18 protein-coding genes are annotated in these 18083 nt (G+C 62.5%); 3 read left to right on the forward strand and 15 right to left on the reverse strand.

What is annotated here, in order from left to right:
• Nucleotides 1-293 precede the first annotated feature (293 nt).
• Together E7T06_RS00885 and E7T06_RS00890 are read right to left on the reverse strand one after the other, a co-directional pair.
• Complete coding sequence (locus E7T06_RS00885) at nucleotides 294-1319, reverse strand: PEGA domain-containing protein (protein WP_136363953.1); 1026 nt, start codon at nucleotides 1317-1319, stop codon at nucleotides 294-296.
• A gap of 139 nt (nucleotides 1320-1458) precedes the next feature.
• On the reverse strand, nucleotides 1459-2670 hold the full coding sequence (locus E7T06_RS00890) for an ABC transporter permease (RefSeq protein WP_168733310.1): 1212 nt from the start codon (nucleotides 2668-2670) through the stop codon (nucleotides 1459-1461).
• 85 nt (nucleotides 2671-2755) lie between these two features.
• On the opposite strand from E7T06_RS00890, the gene E7T06_RS00895 reads away from it, so the two are divergent.
• Together E7T06_RS00895 and E7T06_RS00900 are read left to right on the forward strand one after the other, a co-directional pair.
• A complete protein-coding gene (locus E7T06_RS00895) occupies nucleotides 2756-3304 on the forward strand; it encodes a hypothetical protein (RefSeq protein WP_136363954.1) in 549 nt (182 codons plus the stop codon).
• Between the two features lie 44 nt (nucleotides 3305-3348).
• Nucleotides 3349-3819 (forward strand): NUDIX domain-containing protein, encoded by a 471-nt coding sequence (locus tag E7T06_RS00900; RefSeq protein ID WP_240740779.1) that lies wholly within the window; start codon nucleotides 3349-3351, stop codon nucleotides 3817-3819.
• Nucleotides 3820-3842: 23 nt separating this feature from the next.
• Here the strand turns inward: E7T06_RS00900 and E7T06_RS00905 are convergent, their stop codons facing one another.
• Nucleotides 3843-6368, reverse strand: coding sequence for a phosphoenolpyruvate carboxylase (locus tag E7T06_RS00905; protein WP_136363955.1), 2526 nt, complete (start codon nucleotides 6366-6368; stop codon nucleotides 3843-3845).
• On the reverse strand, nucleotides 6352-7200 hold the full coding sequence (locus E7T06_RS00910; RefSeq protein ID WP_136363956.1) for a TIGR00282 family metallophosphoesterase: 849 nt from the start codon (nucleotides 7198-7200) through the stop codon (nucleotides 6352-6354). Before E7T06_RS00910 ends, E7T06_RS00905 begins: the two co-directional genes overlap by 17 nt.
• Before the next feature lie 280 nt (nucleotides 7201-7480).
• Between E7T06_RS00910 and E7T06_RS00915 the strand changes: the two genes are divergently transcribed.
• Nucleotides 7481-8635 carry an HD domain-containing phosphohydrolase gene (locus E7T06_RS00915; RefSeq protein WP_240740780.1) on the forward strand — a complete coding sequence of 385 codons (1155 nt, stop codon included), beginning with the start codon at nucleotides 7481-7483 and terminating at the stop codon, nucleotides 8633-8635.
• Nucleotides 8636-8909: 274 nt separating this feature from the next.
• Here the strand turns inward: E7T06_RS00915 and E7T06_RS00920 are convergent, their stop codons facing one another.
• The 11 genes from E7T06_RS00920 to E7T06_RS00970 all read right to left on the reverse strand — a co-directional run bounded on the left by E7T06_RS00920 (nucleotide 8910) and on the right by E7T06_RS00970 (nucleotide 17781).
• On the reverse strand, nucleotides 8910-9812 hold the full coding sequence (locus E7T06_RS00920; RefSeq protein ID WP_136363957.1) for an ROK family protein: 903 nt from the start codon (nucleotides 9810-9812) through the stop codon (nucleotides 8910-8912).
• Nucleotides 9813-9823: 11 nt separating this feature from the next.
• On the reverse strand, nucleotides 9824-10174 hold the full coding sequence (locus E7T06_RS00925) for a hypothetical protein (protein WP_136363958.1): 351 nt from the start codon (nucleotides 10172-10174) through the stop codon (nucleotides 9824-9826).
• On the reverse strand, nucleotides 10171-11730 hold the full coding sequence (locus E7T06_RS00930) for a DUF4127 family protein (protein ID WP_136363959.1): 1560 nt from the start codon (nucleotides 11728-11730) through the stop codon (nucleotides 10171-10173). The genes E7T06_RS00925 and E7T06_RS00930 overlap by 4 nt, the downstream gene beginning before the upstream one ends.
• Nucleotides 11727-12536 (reverse strand): alpha/beta fold hydrolase, encoded by an 810-nt coding sequence (locus tag E7T06_RS00935; RefSeq protein ID WP_136363960.1) that lies wholly within the window; start codon nucleotides 12534-12536, stop codon nucleotides 11727-11729. Before E7T06_RS00935 ends, E7T06_RS00930 begins: the two co-directional genes overlap by 4 nt.
• Nucleotides 12533-13048, reverse strand: a complete 516-nt coding sequence (locus tag E7T06_RS00940) for a histidine phosphatase family protein (protein ID WP_136363961.1) — start codon at nucleotides 13046-13048, stop codon at nucleotides 12533-12535. Before E7T06_RS00940 ends, E7T06_RS00935 begins: the two co-directional genes overlap by 4 nt.
• Nucleotides 13045-13626, reverse strand: a complete 582-nt coding sequence (locus tag E7T06_RS00945; RefSeq protein ID WP_136363962.1) for a DinB family protein — start codon at nucleotides 13624-13626, stop codon at nucleotides 13045-13047. The genes E7T06_RS00940 and E7T06_RS00945 overlap by 4 nt, the downstream gene beginning before the upstream one ends.
• Before the next feature lie 121 nt (nucleotides 13627-13747).
• Nucleotides 13748-15133 carry an FAD-dependent oxidoreductase gene (locus E7T06_RS00950; RefSeq protein WP_136363963.1) on the reverse strand — a complete coding sequence of 462 codons (1386 nt, stop codon included), beginning with the start codon at nucleotides 15131-15133 and terminating at the stop codon, nucleotides 13748-13750.
• On the reverse strand, nucleotides 15130-15426 hold the full coding sequence (locus tag E7T06_RS00955) for a hypothetical protein (protein ID WP_136363964.1): 297 nt from the start codon (nucleotides 15424-15426) through the stop codon (nucleotides 15130-15132). Before E7T06_RS00955 ends, E7T06_RS00950 begins: the two co-directional genes overlap by 4 nt.
• A gap of 86 nt (nucleotides 15427-15512) precedes the next feature.
• On the reverse strand, nucleotides 15513-16448 hold the full coding sequence (locus E7T06_RS00960; protein ID WP_136363965.1) for a carbohydrate ABC transporter permease: 936 nt from the start codon (nucleotides 16446-16448) through the stop codon (nucleotides 15513-15515).
• Nucleotides 16441-17376: a sugar ABC transporter permease gene (locus tag E7T06_RS00965; RefSeq protein WP_136363966.1), complete on the reverse strand. Its 936-nt coding sequence runs from the start codon at nucleotides 17374-17376 to the stop codon at nucleotides 16441-16443. Before E7T06_RS00965 ends, E7T06_RS00960 begins: the two co-directional genes overlap by 8 nt.
• Nucleotides 17377-17532: 156 nt before the next feature.
• Nucleotides 17533-17781 (reverse strand): hypothetical protein, encoded by a 249-nt coding sequence (locus E7T06_RS00970; RefSeq protein ID WP_136363967.1) that lies wholly within the window; start codon nucleotides 17779-17781, stop codon nucleotides 17533-17535.
• Nucleotides 17782-18083: the final 302 nt, after the last annotated feature.

An 18083-nucleotide genomic window follows, 5' to 3' on the forward strand; every position in this document is an offset into this window, starting at 1 on the left:
GGTGTATGACGTGGGTAGGGCGTCTAAGGGTCTAAGGAGGGGCAATCGCGTTGCTCATTCACCCCCTCCCCGGCCCTCCCCCCTCAAGGGAGAGGGAGCAACACCCAGCTTCCTGCTTTTGCCCTTCGCCCTCGCCCCCTGTGGGAGAGGGGCGCTGTGAATACAGCGGGGTGAGGGGGGTGAGCGAAGCGATTGCCCTCCCTTAGACTGCCCCTCAACCTTACCGCCAACCACACCACAAAAAAACCCCCCACCCGAAGGCGAGGAGCTTCTTTTGTCCACCTAAACCGTGTTTAGCGGGTAGGGTTGATGGTGATCTGGCCGTTCTGCTGCACGTTGTAGGTGTTGACGAACGTGTCGTAGCCGGGGGCGATCAGAACGATTTCGTGGCTGCCACGAGCGACGCCTACGTTCAGCCCGCCGTTCTGAATGGTGCCTGCCTGACGGCCGTCCACGAACACTAGTGCGCCGCTGACGTTGCTACGGATGGCGATGGTGAACTGGTTGACGGGCGTGGGGGCGGGGGCGATGACCTGAGCAAATTCGACGTTCAGGTTGGTGGTGCTGCCTGCACGGATGGCGACGGTGGTGGTGTAGTCGCGGAAGCCGGGGGCCTGCACACGCACAGGGTAGCTGCCGGGGCGCAGGTTGCTGAAGGTGGTGTTGCCCGCGCCGAGGTTCTGGCCGTTCAGGACAACGGTGCTGCCGGAAACGTTGGTGCCTACGAACAGGCTGCCGGTCTGAATGGGCGTCTGGCCCACGACGTTAAAGAAGGCGGTGTCGCTGACCCAGCTGTTTTGGGGCAAGGGGTTCACGACGATGCTGAGGGCCTGAGCCAACTTGTCCTGACCGCGAGCGGCAACCGTCGCAAACTGGTCTTGCTGGGTCTTGAAGGAGCTGATCTGGTTCAGGTCGAGGGGCGTCAGGCTGGCGAGGGCCAACACCTTGTTCAGACCGATGGGGCCGTCGACGCTGAAGGTGAAGTTGTCGCCAGCAGCGGGGAAAACGCGGGTGGTGTTGGCTTTCACGAGGGCTTCGCTACCAGAAATGCGGTTGGGCAAAATCTGGGTCACTTCACCACTGGAGTCAAGGTTGAACAAGTACACGTAGGCGTCACGGTTGACGCTGGTGCTGATTTTGATCGGCTCGTTGACGCGGTAGTTGGGAGAAGCGTTGCCGCTCTGATCCTTGTCTACGCGCACGCTGACGCTGAGGTCAGGCTGGGTAGGGTTCACGATAATGCTTTGGGCGCTGATCTTGGGGGCGGCGGCGGCAGTACTCAGCAGCAACGCGGCGGGAATCATCAACAGTTTTTTCATGGGTGGTACCTCCGAGAAGCAGACTAGTGGCCCCCGGTTGACGCCCTATGAGCAACCCCGACCAGAACGTTAATAGTGCTTCAGGCCACCGTCAGGAAGATAACTGGAGCCTGACGCACAAGTCACTTTTGGGAGGGTTTCAGCGAATAATCCGCGCTGGCTCTACGTTGGCCGCCCGCCGCGCCGGAATCAGGGCCGCCAACATCGTCGTTCCCAGTCCTACCGCGTTCACCCACAGCAGGTCGGTCAGGCGCACCTCTACGGGCAGGGCCGTGATGAAATACAGGTCGCCGGGGAGCTGAAAAGGCCGCACCGTAAAGTAGGCGCTGATGGCGAGGCCCAGCAGGTTTCCCAGCAGGAGGCCGCTAAATCCCAGCACCAAGCCTTCTAGGACAAATACGCGGGTAATCAGGCTGCGGGTGGCTCCGATGGCTCGCAAAATGGCGATTTCCTGCGTTTTCTCGAATACGGCCAGCGTCAGCACATTGGCAATGCCGAACGCCGCCACGATGACGATCAGAAAGACCACGAAGGCGATGACCCGCTTTTGCAGCGCCAACTGATCCAGCAACGTGCCGTACAGGTTTTGCCAAGGCAGCGCCGAATAGGGCAGCGTGCGCGTGAGGGCCGACCCGACGGCAGGCGCGGTGGCCGGGTCGCGCAGCCGAAGCTGATAGCCCGTGATATTCCCGGTCTGCTGGAGGGCTTGCAACGTGCCCAGATTGGTAAACGCGTAGGCGCTGTCGATCAGGTAATTGCCCGTGCTGAACACGCCTTTCATCTTGAGGGTGGCGCGGCGCTGGGTGCTATTCAGCAGGCGCACTTCATCGCCCGCAAAGGCTCCCACGCTGCGGGCCAACGACGCGCCCAGCATCACCTCGCCGTCTTTTAGTCCAGCCAACACTTTGCCTTCTTCCGGCTGAAGTTGAAGCACCTCTGCCGCCGACGCCTGCACGCCGAACAGGGTGGCAAAATCTACGCCTGCGCTGCGGCCTCCGCTGGCCGGGCGGGTCAGCAACCCTTTATCGGCCAAAAAGGGCGTGAGGGCCGTCACTTCTGGGTTGGCGGCCATCGTCCTTTCCAGTGCCGGACTACGCGGCTGGGGCGTAAACGACGTGATGCTCAGGTGTGGACTGGCCCGCAACGTCGCGTCTATGAGCGAGCGCGTAAAGCCGTTGGTGAGGCTCAGCGCGGCAATCAGCACCATCACGCCCACTGCGATGCCCCCAATCGTCAGCACATTCTGGGTGCGCCGCCGCGACAGGTGCGCCCGTGCCAGCGTCCACGCCAGATCGGGCACGCGGGCGCGGGTGTTAGGAGCGGGGTTGGGCGTCGGATCGGCAGCGGGCATGAGGCTAGAGCTTACACGGGGCAGATGGGAAGAGTTGCCCCCACTCTGTAGGCGTTGCTGGATGTGCAGCCATACAATGTAAACTTTGCACGTAGAATTGAAGTCAGTTATGAAACTTAACCGACTGCTCTTGCTTGCGCCGTTCCTCACCGCCTGCGGTCTCATTCCCCTGCCAGAGCAGACTGGGAATGATTTTCATGTCATCAATGAGCTTGGCGCTCTGCAAGCGTCTCAAGTTGCCTATCTAAACTCGAATCAGTTGGAATATCTCAAGATTCCTAAATTGTCCTACCGGGATGTGACTTTTGAGGCCGCCGCCACTTACCTGGGCGAGTCGAAGCAGTTGCGGGTGCAGTTGTTCGCCCTGAATCACAGTCCCAACTGCCCGTTTGTAGAAGCAAAGCAGGAGGGATATGGCGGGGCGTATCTGTGTGATGGGACGGGAGGCGGTCAATACCTGACAGAACTGCTGCTCAATCCGGATAAGCCACTGCCTATCATCCTTAAAAACCCCATTCTGGATCAGGCTGTGCGGGATGGCACGCTGTATTTAGGAGCCAGAATTCTGGAAGGGCAACTCGGTTTTGGTGAACGGGTCGAGTTCACGAACATCCGTTTCCGGGGCCGTTTGTAACCAGCCCACGCGCCTCTTATGGCGGTGGGCTACTCTAACCGACTGTGACCCCTGACGCCGTGCAGGACTACATTCCCTACCTTCGCCGCATGATCGGCACCAACCCCGTGAATCTGATGGGAGCTGTCGGCATCATTCTGAATGACGATAGGGACTTGCTCCTGCAGCGGTTGGTGGGGCGTGATGTATGGGGCTTGCCCGGTGGCCTGTGCGAGTTGGGGGAGCCGCCGCAGCACACCATGACGCGGGAAGTGTGGGAGGAGACAGGGCTAGAAGTTCTGGAATCCAAGCTGCTTGAGTTGCTTGTCACGCCTCACCGTCGGTTGCCCAACGGAGACGAAGCCTATTTTTATACGGCGGTGTACCACGTGACCCACTGGCAGGGCGTCCCTGTTGCAGACGGCATAGAAGGAATAGAACTGGCTTTTTTCAGCCCGGACGACTTGCCCGCACTGCGCGGCCTGCCTGCACACTGGGCAGTCAAATGGTTGCTGGCCCGCTCCGGCACAAGTTGAGAGCGGGCCAGCAATCGCCGCTCTCACCCCGTGTTCCGTACCCCTGCCGCTACGCCTTGCAAGCTCAGCAGCAGGGGGCGTTCGTATTCGTCTAGGCCGTGCTCGGTGGCGCGGGCGCGGCGCAGCAGTTCTACCTGAATCCGGTGAATCGGGTCGATGTATGGATTGCGCAGGGCGATGCTTTCGCGCAGGCGGGGTTCGTTGCCCAGCAGTTCCGCGCCGATCACGCTCTGCACGGCTTCTACGGCGTCGCGGTAACTGGCCTTCAGGTGTTCGGCAAGGCGGGCGCTGCCTTCTGCCGTGCCTTCGCCGCTGTCCAGCAGAGTCAGGTACTCGCAAAAAATCAGCGGGTCACTCTTGGCAAGACTCATTTGGCTGTTGTCCAGCACGGTGCGGAAGAACGGCCAGTCGGCGTACATGGCGCGGGCCTGCTCCACTCCTATTTCGCGGATGCCTTCGGTCAGGCCGTACCAACCGGGTAAATTGGCGCGGTTTTGCGTCCAGCTCATGACCCACGGAATGGCCCGCAGGTTGCCCAGCGTGGGTGCACCGGGGCGGCGAACCGGGCGTGACGCGATATTCAGGCGCGAGATTTCGTGAATGGGCGTGACGCGCTCGAAGAAGGGAATGAAGTCGGCGTCGTCTACGAGGGAGCGGTAGGCGCGGGCACTCACGCGGGCGGCGCGGTCTAGGGCGTCCATCCACTCTTGCGGCGGGTCGAGGGCGGGTCGGGCGGCGGCCAGCATCAGGCCGTACAGGGCTTGCTCTAGGTTGCGGCGGGCCAAGACGGGGTGGCTGTATTTGTCGGCCAACGCCTCACCCTGCTCGGTGATGCGGATTCCGGCGTCGATGGTTCCGGCGGGTTGGCCCAAAATGGCCCGGCTGGCAGGCCCGCCCCCACGTCCGATGCTGGTGCCGCGCCCATGAAAAAAGCGCCAGCGCACGCCCGCTCGCCTGCACACGTCGCTGATTTTGCGCTGCGCCTCGTGCAAGGCCCAGTTGGCGGCCAAGAATCCCGCGTCTTTGTTGGAATCGCTGTAACCCAGCATGATTTCCTGCACGCTGTCGCCCAACACGGCGCGGTATTCGGGCAGGCTGAGAAGTTCCCAGACGACTTGCGGGGCGCGTTCCAGATCGGCCAACGTTTCAAACAACGGCACAGGCAAAATGCCGTAGCCGACTTCGCGGGCCAGCAGCAGCGGCTCCAGCACGTCCGACACGCTTTCCGACATGCTGATCACGTAATGCCCGAAGGCGCGGGGGCCAACCAAGCGGGTCGCCGCCTGCACCTCCCGAATAGGGCCGATGGCGGTTTCCAGCGTGTCGGTCAGGGCTTCTCCCGCAGGCCACAGCGGGCGGCGAGAGCGCAGTTCGCGGGTCAGCAGTTCCAGCTTGGCGTGTTCGGGCAGGGCCGAATAGTTGGCTTCTACGCCCGCCGCCTTCAGCAGTTCCGCCACCGCCGCTCCCGTTTGGGCGCTGTGTTCGCGGACATCCAAGCTCACCAGATGTTGCCCGAACACGCGGGCCACCGTCAGCAGAGGCGTCAGCAGTTGGTCGGCGCTGCGCTGCTGGCCCTCGGCGTGCAGGCGCTCGCGCAGGGCTTCTAGGCGCGGCAGCAACTCTACGGGCAAGCCGTCGCGCACGGCGTTGTGCAGGTCGCGCAATTCCTCGCGGTAGCTGTCCGCCGACTCATGCTCGGTTCCTTCTCCGGCTCCCTCCTGACTCAGGTCGGCATAGGCCTGTTTTATTGCGCCCAGCAGCACTTCCCGCGCCCGTTCCCGGTGGACTTCCAGTGCCTCACGGGTGGCCTGCGGCGTCACGAAGGGGTTGCCGTCACGGTCACCGCCCATCCAAGAACTGAAACTGAGGGGCACATGGGCCGCCGTTTCGCGCCCGTACACGGTACGGAAGGCCCGCTGAAGGTCGCGCTGTAGGGCCGGAAGCGCCTGTGCAATAGAGGTCACGTAATTCAGGCCGCCCTTGACCTCATCCAGCACGGTGGGTTTCAGACGGCGCAGTTCGGGGGTCGTCCACATGGCTTCCACGTGGGCGGCCACGCGCTCCACCGCCGATTCGTCCTGACTGTGCAAGTCGGGAATAGCGCGGGCCACCTCTACCAGATGGCTGCGAATGGTGCGGCGGCGCATTTCGGTGGGGTGGGCCGTAAACGTGAGGCCCAGATCGAGGCGGGCCAGCAAGCTCTCGGCGGCCTCGGCGCTCACACCCTGCGCCTTCAGCTCCACCAGTGCGCCCTCTATGCTTTGTGGGCGCGTGCCCTGCGATCCCGACAGCACCCGCACCCGCTCGTATTCCTCGGCCAGATTCACAAGTTGGAAGTACCACGTGAAGGCCCGCGTCAGGTTGCCCGCATCGGCCTCGTTCAGCCCACCGATCAGCGCCCGCAGTTCGGAGTCGTCGCCGCCGCCGCGTACCTCGCGCACCAGCGCCCGCGTGCGTTCCACCAGATCAAAAAAGGCCTCGCCCTCTTGTTCCTTCAGCACTTGCCCCAGCGTGCGCCCCAGCAGATTTACGTCATTGCGAATGCCCATAGTCGTCCTCCCGGTGGTCTGCTTCAAGGTAACGGTAACGTTCGATGCTTAGGGCGCGGTTGTCTTGCAACTCCAGCGCCACGCCGTTCAGTTCGGCCCGGCCCTCGGCCACGGCGTAGCGGTAAGAGCGCTCGGTCAAGAAGCGCTGAATGGGGCCTTCGGGCGCGGCCCCGATGATGCTGTCGTGCGGCCCGGTAAAGCCCGCATCGGTCTGAAACGCCGTGCCACCGGGCAAAATCCGGGTGTCGGCGGTGGGAACATGCGTATGCGTGCCGATCACGGCGGCCACTCGGCCGTCCAGGTACCATGCCAAAGCCGCCTTTTCGCTGGTGGCCTCGGCGTGAATATCCACAAATACGCTGCCCAAGTCGGGCCGTTCCAGCACTTCGTCTATGGCCCGGAAGGGGTTGGCGACGGCGTCCATAAACACCCGCCCCAGCACGTTGATGACCGTCAGGCGTTCGGTGGGGCCGGGCTTGCCGTCCACGCGGGTAGGCACATCAAAGGTACGCCAGCCCACGCCGGGGGTCGCAGGATCGGCGTAGTTCAGGGGCCGCACGATGGGGTAACTGTCGGCGTCTTGCATCAGCGCGTGAATATCGCGGTGATGCCAAGCGTGGTTGCCCAGCGTCATGCAGTCTGCACCCGCCCGTAGCGCGGATTCGGCAGCGTCGCGGTGCAGGCCGAAGCCGCCCGCCGCGTTTTCCATATTCACAATGATGAAATCAAAGTTTTTGAGGCCGTCCGGCCCCCGCAAGGTGGGGAGGTGCGCGGCCAGCACCCGGCGTCCGGGTTGACCGTAGACATCTCCCACAAACAACACACGAAGCATGTGGAGTACCTTAGCGCAGCCGCCCGCTTAGGCTGCCTCTTTGTGTAGGCCGGACACCAAGCGGGAGCGTTCTGACTGCCAGCTGGGGTCATGGGCCGAACCGAAACTCCGGCCAGTTATGCGCTCTGTTGCACAAAATTCACCGAGTCTTAATGCCCAAAACGCGGCAGTCATATCACAAATGTCCAGCAAGTCTCTAAGCTACTGCATTCCGGGTCAGACTCCCTCACGGGCTACTCACAGCACATGATTTAACCTCTAGATATGCCCACTGGACTTTTTGCGTTTGCCTCACCTGTCCGGTGGCGGCGTCCCCGTCAATCCCAGCGTCATGTTCAGCGTCGATTCCACTGCTCTCGTCAGGCGTTTCATGTTTGAAGACCTCGATTTCCCACCTTACCCCTCGCTCCGCAAGCCCCTTGCTCACGCCCCTGCGCTGTGTGCCGAAGACGCCGCTCTTCCGCAAGGGAGGCATGAAGTGCGTGCCACGGAAGCCAATCTGATGCAGGTGATGCTTGAAGCCCAGCCGCAAGCCTTGTTCTTGCTGGACGCGGCGGGCCTGATTTTGGAAGTGGGCGGCGCGTGGGAAACCCTGACGGGCCTCAAGGCCGAGGAGGCGCGGGGCCGTCCGCTGCTGGAGTGGCTGCGGTATGACCGCGCCCACTATCCGGCGGCGTTGCGGCGCGGGCAGGGTGTGCTGGAAGAAGCCGAACTGCTGACCCGCCGCGCCCAGCATGTGGTACGGGTCATTTGGGCCGAACGCGGCCCCATGATCGCGGGAAGCCTAGAACCGCTGAAGGTCAGTGCCCAGCGCACCTTTGATCTCAGTGAGCGCCTGAACCACACCGAACGCGCCCTTGACGAAGCTATTCACCTGCTGGGCGTGAGCCAAGATGCGTGGCAGGCCGAACACATTCGCCGGATCGTGGATTTTGCTCAGCGGTTGGCAGGCGCGGCGGGATTGGAGCCGCAAGACATCCGGGCCGTGCGCTGGGGAGCCGCCCTGCACGACATCGGCAAGGCGCGGGTGCCTCAAGAAATCTTGCATAAGCCCGGCCCCCTGAACGCGCTGGAGTACGAAGTGATTTTGCAGCATCCGCTGTGGGGCGTGCAGGTGTTGGCCGAACTGCCCTTTTTGCCTGCCCAGACCGTAGATGCCGTGCGCCACCATCACGAACGCTGGGACGGTCACGGCTACCCGCTGGGCCTGCGCGAAGGGGCGATTCCGCTGGTGGCCCGGATTATGGCGATTGTGGACGTGTTCGACGCCCTGACCAGCGTGCGCCCCTACAAACCCGCGTGGCCCTATCAGGACGCCGTAGAACACCTGATCCGCGAAAGTGGCCGCCAGTTCGACCCGGAATTGACTCAACTGTTCGTGTGCGAGGTGCTGGGCTTCAGCCACCTGCTGCCGCGTTTCGAAGCTGGACAGTGAAAGCGGTTACGGGGGCGGGAAAGTTGGGGATTCAGTCCCTCTTTCTGCCCTCTCCACTTGTGGTTGGGACAGTTTTTACCGAATGAAAGCAGGCTATTGAGAAACGTCGTCTAGGACGCCTTGCTTGTCCCCTCCCAGCCTCTCGCGGGCGAGCTGTCCCAGTCCCCCGCTAGGGGGGAGGAGCTAAAACACCATGTTATTGGGTAATGATGGGCAGAAGTTGGAAACTGTCCCAACCACTGATTAGCCCCTAGATCCTTGGACGCTGTCCTCCTTAACCTCGGCCAGCCCACAAAGCCGCCCCGATCAAGCCCGCATCGGCCCCTAGTTCGGCGTGAACCATTTCAGGCTGGTAACGGGCTGGAAAGAGGGCGAGGCTGGCCCGCACCCGCGCCAAGTAGCCGGGGCGCAGGCCCACGCTGCCGCCCAGTGCCACCCGCGTGATGCCCAATAACGCCGCACTATCCGCAATTTTCCATGCCATCAAGGCTGCCGAACGGGAGTAGACGGCTTCGGCTTCGGCGTTGCCCGCTTCGGCAGCGTCGCATAGGGCGCGGGCATCGGCAAAGCCCAAGCGGAGGGCTTGCCCACCCAGAGCCGTACCGCTGCTTTCAAATTCTAGCGGCCCCAACTGGCCCAGTTGCGGAATCTCTGTTCCCGGTTGCCACGCTGCGGGCACGCTCACGAAGCCGAGTTCAGCGTCTAGGCCATTGCCCGCCAGATGCAGCCGCCCGCCCAGCACCAGCCCCGCGCCCACGCCTGTGCTGACTGTAATGAACATGAATTCCTGTGTGCCCCGGCCCGCGCCCGCCGCCCATTCGCCCCACGCGGCGGCGCGGGCGTCGTTCAGGGCGGCACAGGGCAGACCCAAGCCCGCGCCCAAGCGTTCGGCAAGGGCCACATCTGTCCAACCGGGAAAAGTGTGGACGGCGGTGGCGGTCACTCTGCCGCCCGCGACGGCACCGGCACAGGCCACGCCAAGCGCGGCGGCGCGGGCGGAAAGTGGCGCGGCCAACGCGAGGGCAGCGGCAATCACGGTGTCGGGTGTGCTGGGTTTGGGCGTGGGCGCTTCCCGGCGCTCGGTGATCTGGCCGTTGTGAATCAGGGCCGCCCGCATGGACGTTCCGCCAATGTCGAGGGCTAAAAGTGGAGGAGAAGTGATCACAGCGTCGGTCATCCCTGCCATTGTCACTGCTTTTGCTCCACTCGGCCACCGGGGAGAATCAGCCAATGCACACCTAGACCTCGGGTGATGTAGGTGCTTGAACGTTGCGCCGAAGTTTGCTGGTCAAACTCCAGAATGGCCCCACCGTCACCCTCAATCTTGAGAGACACCCGCCAAGCCTTGTTGTTCCGTAAGTCGTCTCGCTGAACACACTTTCCCATATAGAAGCAAACGCGTAAACCCGTCACCGCCGCGCCACTTTGGTTGATCACGCGCAAATCGGTGACTGACCCGTAGGTAGAGATTGCCCACGCGCCCGCTTGAAGCAGGAGCAGCAGGGTAAAAGCTGTGAGCCAGATGCGCCGGGGGATCATTTGGGCAGTGTGTCAGTTGATGTGCCTCCTAGTGTCCCCCATTGGGTAGAGTTTGGCGCAACACGCACCGATAGCGGAAACACGCCCGTAAACAGCCTCGGCCAACTCAGGTGCGCCTGCCCAAGCTCCAACTTCAGACCCGACTTGCCCCAATGCCTGTCCCACACGGCCTGAATTTGCGGCGTGATCAGTTCTTGCAGCTTGGCTTCGGCGTCGGCTCTGGCCTCGCCCAAGTCGTAGGGGCTGGGACTGCCCAAGTGGGCGCGAACCTCGGCGCGGGCATACGCCTGATACAGCACGTCATCCACCACGCGGGAAAACACGGCTTCGGCGTGGGCCGCTTTATTGCTGACTTGCGCCGCCAGCGCCCCGAACGCCACCGCGCTGCCCAGCGTATTCCCCGCCGTATTCCACGCGCTAAAGCCCGCCAGTTGTGCCAGCGAGAGCGGCTGCATCAGCGTCCACAGCCGCCGCTCGGCTCCGTTGGGATAGGCGATGTCGGCCAGCGACACGGCCCGCCCCGCCTCCAAGTCGGCTTGAATGGTGTCTACAAAAGCAGGCAAGTGGCGGTGCGGCGTGTCTACGGTGGCCCAGTCGGGTTGAAGGTTGGCTTGCCGCAGCCCCGGCGTATTCACGGCCAACACAAAATCGGCGTCCTGCACACTGTCGGCCAGCACGCAGCCCGCGCCCCGCAAGTGCGCCCGCACCAGTTCTCCCGCCGGACGGTCTTCGTAAATGAGGCCCGCGCCCGCGCCGAGTGTGCCGCTGTAGCGCACCCACGCCCGCGCCGGGGGCAGGCCGCGCCGCAGCGCCCGTGAGAGGAGCGCGCACGGCACCTCGTCGGCTCCGGGATAGCAGTCGAACCGCGCCCACACGCCCAGTTCATCGGCGCGGGCTTCCAGCATCCGGCGGTCTAGGGCAGCCAATCCGTACTCGCTGGTATCGTCCAACGTCACGCTCAGATGGGTCAGCACGCCCGCTGCCAAGAGGGCGAGCGCGTGCAGATGCAGCGTGCGGTTGCGCTCCCGCGTGCCTAACCAGTCGGCCAGAATGTGCGGTGGCAGGCCAGCACGAGCAGCATTCAGGGCGTCCCGTTCGCCCTCACCATGCCGCGCGTGCCGATCTGCCGCCACCGAGTAAGCCCGCAGTCCCGGCCCCCACTCGCCGTAATACTCCTTTTCTTCGTGTGGGTCGTTGTCATGCGCTACCCGTACAACCACGCCGTGTGCGTAGATGTGCAAGTCCGGATTCAGCGCCCGTGCTTCCCGCAGCACGTTCAGCCGTTCCAGCGCCACGTCCAACCCGTCCGACACGCGCCGCGCCGGGATCATGCCACCCAAACACAAGGTTTCTAGGCACACGATCAGGGCGTCGGCCTGCGCCGCGTGGTCTAGCAGCCAAGTCCGCAGCGTGGCCGTGTTGCCGGGGGTGAAGAAGTTCGGCAAAGCTTCGGCGGGTGGCACCTGCACGGCAGCCCCGGTCATACGGGCCAGTTGCAGCGGGTGCGCCAGCGTGGGCGGGCGGGTATCGGGCGGGATCAGCAGCAGGCGGGTCACGCGTCCGATTCTGCCGGAAAGTGTGTCAAAAAGTTTGGGTCTGCCAGAAAGAACTGCAAGACTTGATTGCGCATCTTGACGCTGGTGTAGTGGCTCACACCCGCAAAAGTCGCCTCGTACAGCAGCTCTGTGGCTCCGGCCTGTGCATAGGCTGCGCGGTAGGCGGCGGCGGTGGCCGCGTGGTGGACGGCAAGGGGAAACGTCAGGTCGGCCTCGCCACTTGCCAGCAGCAGGGGAATTAGTGGAGCTTTGGGGGCGTGCGTCAGGGGGCGGTGGGCGTCCAGAAACGCCTGCAATTCAGGTTGCCTCACGTCTGGCTCAGCCCACACACCCGATGTAATCAGGGCCGCCACGCGCACAATACGCCGCTCGGTCTGCATCAGCGTTTGCGCTACGTAGCCGCCCATGCTGCTGCCCACAAGCCATAGAGGACGCGGGCCGAGCAACGCTTGCAGCGCATCTATCAGTGCTGGAGCTTCGGCCACCGTGCGGCGCACACTCTCCCAGACGTATTCGCGGGCATTAAGTTCGGGTGGGGTGTCCTCTTGCCGCTCCCCGTGCAGGGCCGCATCTGGAATAACCACCGCCACGCCCCGCGCTGTCAGGGCCGAATACACGCCCAATTTGCCTTCTTTGGCCGCCCACGCGCCGTGATAGACGAGGCAGATGGCCCGGATCGCTTGCCCCTCTACCGGGCGTTCGATCAGACACGGCACGCCCGCCAGCACGCGGCGCTCTATCTGGTAGGGCGTGTGGCCGTAGAGGGGCGCGGCGTGCGGGTCAGTGGGGGAGAAATTGCGGGTCATGCGGGTTCCCAGCGTGCGGAGGCTTTGGCAGTCCACACCCACACATCCGGATTCCGCAGGCCCGCCCAGCCGTCATAATCCAGCCCTAACGCGAGCGCCAGCAAATTGCCGTGCGACACGACGGCGGTCATTCCAACCGGATCGCGGGCATCCTCCAGCGCGGCCAAAATGCGGGTGCGGGCAGTGTGGCCCGATTCGCCACCGGGCAGGGTGAGTCGGTCATCGCTGAAGCTTTCGCGCAGGCGTTCCGGCCAATCGGTGCTTTCTGTGCCACTCAACACCCGTTCGGTCAAGCGCTCATCGGTCTGCACGGGCAGGCCCAGCCGCTCTGCCAGTGGTTGCGCTGTGTCTACCCCTCGCACCCAAGGGCTGCTGACAATGCGGGTGATGCCCAGTCCAGCCAACGTTTCCGCCAGTTGCGCGGCCTGATCTCTGCCTTCCGGCGTCAGCGGTGCGTCCGGCGCTTGCCCAGCGGCTTTGGCATGGCGAATGAGCAGCAGTGTACCCGTCAAGTTTGTTCCACATTCGCGGCCTTCGCCTTAGGCGCAACGATGTTCAGAATCAGCCGAATCTGACCCCGGTGATTCACTTCGTCTTCCATCACATGAAACCAAGCCCAGTGGTGGTTCATCTGAACAGTGCCGCCCATTACTAGATCGGACGCCAGCCACGCATCGTCCCGCGCCGCCAAGCCTTCCAAAGTCAGAGCCGAAGCCGCTTCCAGTTCGGCCAAATAGTGGCTTAGCTCGCGGCCCCGGATGTGTTCACGGGCAGCCTCTCCCAAATCCAGCCCCAAGCGGTAGAGCGCAAAAGACTCATCCTCAAACACGTCGCGGCCCTCAAAAGACAGCCCGTGATAAATGCGGTGTACAGCGGCGATATGCGCCAGCAACATGCCCACAGAGTTGCCGAAGCCTGCGGGGATGGCATCCAATTGCTCGACTGTTAGGTTAGCCACCTCTTGCAGGGTGGTGAGGCGGGCGTAGTGCAGCATCTCCACGAGTGCCCCGATGTGCGGCGTAAATCGGGCGTCGTCCTGCGGCAAAATCTGGTAGGCCCGTTGAGTTTTCAGGTCTGTTGCTCTGCTCATATGGACTTGTTCCGATTCCCGATCACCCAGAACAGCACTGGCTGCTCGTCCATCTCTGCAAGTCCATACTTTTTGCCACTCACTTCGTTCGGATGCGTCTGCGACTCATCGCAATTTTTTTTCACACCAACCCCCCTCGCGCCCGCATTTCGGCCTGAAGCGCCGCCACGTCTACCGCCCGTACATCGCCCCCAAACTCCCTCGCCGCCCAAGCCGCCGCGATGCCCGCCGCCTCGCCCATCGTGTGGCAATTTTGCTGCACCCGGATGGCCGACTGTGCCTCGAAACTGCTGCTGGCCGCCCGTCCCGGCACCAGCACATTCCGCACGCCTTGCGGCACGATGGCCCGGTAAGGAATCTCGTGAAAGGCGTCGGGCGCGAAATACGGGGCGCTGCCTTCGCGCTCATGGATCAGTTTTGCGCCGCGTGGGCTGTGAATATCCACCGGGTAGTGGTTGCGGCAGATGGAATCAGGGAAAGTGCGGCAATCCAGAATGTCTTCCAGCGTGAGGGTGTAATCGCCCACGATGCGGCGAGTTTCTCGCACGCCCACCATTGGCGCGTAGGTGCCCACGAACGCCGATTCGCAGCCGGGAAGGAAGGCACGGCAGAAGGCGGTCAGGCGGTCTACGGCTTCCCGCCCGTCGATCTGTGCGCCCGTGAGGTGCCACGGATTCGCGCCGTCGTTGTATTCGGCCCGGATGCGCGGGCAATTGAAACTGATTTCGCCCGGACGCCCCGGCACGCTGAAGCCCTGAAAATAGTCGCCGTCGCGCTCTAGCAGCAGCCCCGCGTCTACCCCCTGCCGAAACAGCCCTTCCAGCGTGCTGCCTTTCCCCCACACCATCCAAAAGTGCATGAAGTCGGGCGATTCTTGCCCCTGCCCCTGCGCCCGCAAGAAGGCGCACAGCCGCGCCGTGTCTATTCCGGCCAGCGTAAACCGCAGACTCATAGCCTGATGAATGCCGTCCGCGTCGCCGCCGTGAAACCCTGCACCAGCGGCCACCGCCACGTCGGCGTCTCCAGTGGAATCGATGATCACGCGGGCGGGCAGGGCTTGCAGGCCGCCCTTGTTGTGAATCACCAGAGACTGAATGTTCTGGCCGTCCATCACCGGGGCCACCACATGCGTGTGATACAGCGCCTCGCCGCCCGCTTCCAGCAACATCTGTTCCAACACCACTTTCATGCCTTCTGGGTTGAACCAGTTGTCGTTGCCACCCTTGTCTATGCCGCCGTCACCGCGTGCGATCAAGCGGGCTTTCAGCTCATCGGTCAGCCCCCGGTTCAGGTTGCGCCCACTCGATACGTTCCGCATCAGCGGCGTGACCCAAGCGTTGGTGCCCGTGCCGCCCAAACTGCCAAACGCTTCGATGACCAGCACCCGCGCCCCGCTGCGTGCGGCGGCAATTCCGGCCATCGCGCCCGCCGTGCCGCCGCCTGCGACGAGTACATCCCAGTCGCGGTCTAGGGTGCGGTAGGGGAGAGTGTGTTCAGAGCGAGTCACTGAACCGTCACCGTCCCGTAAGGCTGAGAATTCACCACGATTTTAAGCGTTCCATTGAACATAAATTCTGCGGGTACAGAAATGCTCAGTGGAGTCCATCTGTCAGGAATGGTGGGGCAGGCTTGGTCTTTGCCTGCTTTCCAGCCCCAAACGTTCAGGTCTACTGTTTCCTTTCCCCGCACCATTTCCAGCTTAGAAAAACCTTTGCAGCCGCCAATTCTGATTTGCATGTCTTTTGGTAGAGGCAGGTCCGCCGAAAACTGTTTGGGAAACTTGACGGCCTGAACATCCATGCTCAAGAGTTCATTTGCTCCGGCAGAACGATTTGGAGCACAGGCACACAGGCTGAGGGCTAAGAGTGCAGTCACCCCGCTGCTCCTCACCCCTTCACCGCGCCTTCAATCCCCTTCATAAAGTATTTTTGCCCGAAGGCGAACACGATCAGGATGGGAATGATGGTCAGTACCGCGCCTGCCATGACAGCGCGGCTGTTGGTGCTGAACGTGCCGCTGAGTTCCAGCAATCCCGCCGACAGCGGCAACAATTCCTTGTCGCGCAGCACGATCCTTGCCCAGAGGAAGGAATTCCAGTAAGCCACGAATTCCAGAATAGAGAAGGCGACGATGGTGGGCAGGGCCAGCGGCAGCATCACGCGCCGCCAGATGGTCAACTCTTTTGCGCCGTCTATGCGGGCGGCTTCGATCAATTCCATCGGGATGCCCAAGTAGGCTTGCCGGATGAGGAACAGGCCCACGATGGAGGCCATGCCCGGCAACACCACAGCGGCGTACTGCGCCAGCACGTTCAGCACGGGGTTGTCTTGGCGCAGCAAGCCCAAGTTCACGGTGGTGGAATAGTTGACGATCAGGCCCGCTTCGTTGGGCAGCACCATCAGGGTCAGGATGGCGTAAAAAATGAGGTCGCGGCCCGGAAAACGCATTTTAGCCAGCGGGTAGGCGGCAAGTGCGGCAAAACCCACCGTGAACGTGACGCCCAGCGTGCAGATAACGACGCTGTTCAGCACCATGCGCCAAAACGGAACGGTGGTGCCCCGGAACACTTCCACATAGTTTTTGATGCTCCAGCCGGAAGGCCACAGCTTGGCCTGATAGATGTTGCCGGTGGGTTCAAAGCTGGTGATCAGTGTCCAGTAGAAGGGATACAGCATGATCAGCGCGATGAGGCCCAGCACGAGGTAGGCGAACGAGTTGATCAGCAGGTTCTTACGCTTGCGGCGGGCGCGGAGGCCCGAGGCGACGTGTGCCGTTTCCTGCGCGGTGGCGGCCCGACGCTGAAGAGGTTGCGGCTCAAGCATCGGCTTTGCCTCCCCGTGTAATGCGGAAATTGACGAGGCCAAACAGAATGCTGATGACAGCGATAATCAGGCCACCGGCGGCGGCTTGCCCGAACTTGAAGTCCACGAAGGCCCGCGAATAGGTGTAAAACAGCGCCGTATACGTGCTGCCCGCAGGCCCGCCGCTGGTCATCACGTAGATTTCCTCGAACACCTTGATGGCGCTGATGGTAGACAGCAGGCTGCACACCAAAATGGTAGGCCGCAGCCCCGGCAGCGTAACGTTCCAGAACACTTGCAGCCGCGTTGCGCCGTCGATGACTGCCGCTTCTTCCAGTTCCGGCGCAATGGCTTGCAGGCCCGCCAAATACAGCACCATGTAATAGCCGATGCCCTTCCAGAGCGTCACGAACATCACCGCGTACAGCGCCGTAAACGGATTGTTCAGCAGGCTGTGCGGCTCTTTCATCAGCCCCAGCGCTTGCAGCACAAAGTTCACCGGGCCTTCTTGCTGGTACATCCAAGTCCAGATCAGGCCCACCACCGCAAAACTGGTGACCACTGGCACGTAATAGGCGGTGCGAAAAAACCCGATGCCCTTCATGGGGCGGTTGACCAGCATGGCAACGGCAATGCTGAGCACCTGAATGACCGGAACCACCAAGATGTATTTCAGGCTGTTGCGGAGGCCCGACCAGAATTGCTCGTCTTGCGCCAGTTCCCGGAAATTGTCTAGGCCCACCCACTGCGGCGGGCTAATGACGTTGTATTTGGTGAACGCGAGGTAGGTACCGAAAAACACCGGCCAGGTGTGGTACACGACCAGCAAGATCAGGAACGGCAGCATGAAAGCGTAGGCGATCAGGGTGTTCCTTAGGGTGACTTTGGCCCCGGAACTGCCCTTCTTGTGCTGCTCACGGCGCGATTCACGCCGGGTAGGGATGGTCATGCTCGGCAGTGTACGGGGGTGGGCGTGCTTCGGGATGAAAAAGTGTGGCCTGCGGATGTACGGGCCAGCAAAAAAGCAGGCGCTCAGGAGCTTTTCCGGCTCCGAACGCCTGCGGTCAGGGGTGGCTAGGGAATGGTTTGTGCCAACGGCTGGGACTTAGCGCCCGTCGCCGTCTTTCGCTTCGCTTTTGCCCTCATTGAACTCGGCATTCGCTTCGCGGTTATGAACTTCGGCCTTCACGCGGTCTTCTGCGGCCTGCGCCTTGTCCATAGCATTCTCGGTGGTGCTGCCACCCACGTGGCTCGCTAGATCGTGTCCTGCGGCGCGGGCGCGGTCTGCACCCTCGTTGATCTTGGCCTTGGCGGCGTCCACCATATTCCCTAGCGTACTTTTGTCTTCACTCATTGCGTGAACCTCCTGTGGTTTGGATTCCCAGTTGGTGCATTCGGGTGTATTCAGCTTGCGCTCAAGCTTGTGGGGTCAGGTGAGGAGATTCCCAGTGGGCCGTTATGTTCGGTGGGGGGTGGGGGAGAAGGTCTAAGGGTCTAGGGTCTGAGGGTCTAAGAAGGGTAGGAAGGCAATCGCTTTGCTCATTCACCCCCTCCCAGCCTCCCCCCTCAAGGGTGAGGAGCTAACAGCCCACGCTTCCAGCTCTTTCTTCTCGCCCTCGCCCCCTGTCGGAGAGGGGCGCTGCACCGGAGCGGGGT

This window comes from Deinococcus sp. Arct2-2 (genome assembly GCF_004801315.1).
Lineage (GTDB): Bacteria > Deinococcota > Deinococci > Deinococcales > Deinococcaceae > Deinococcus.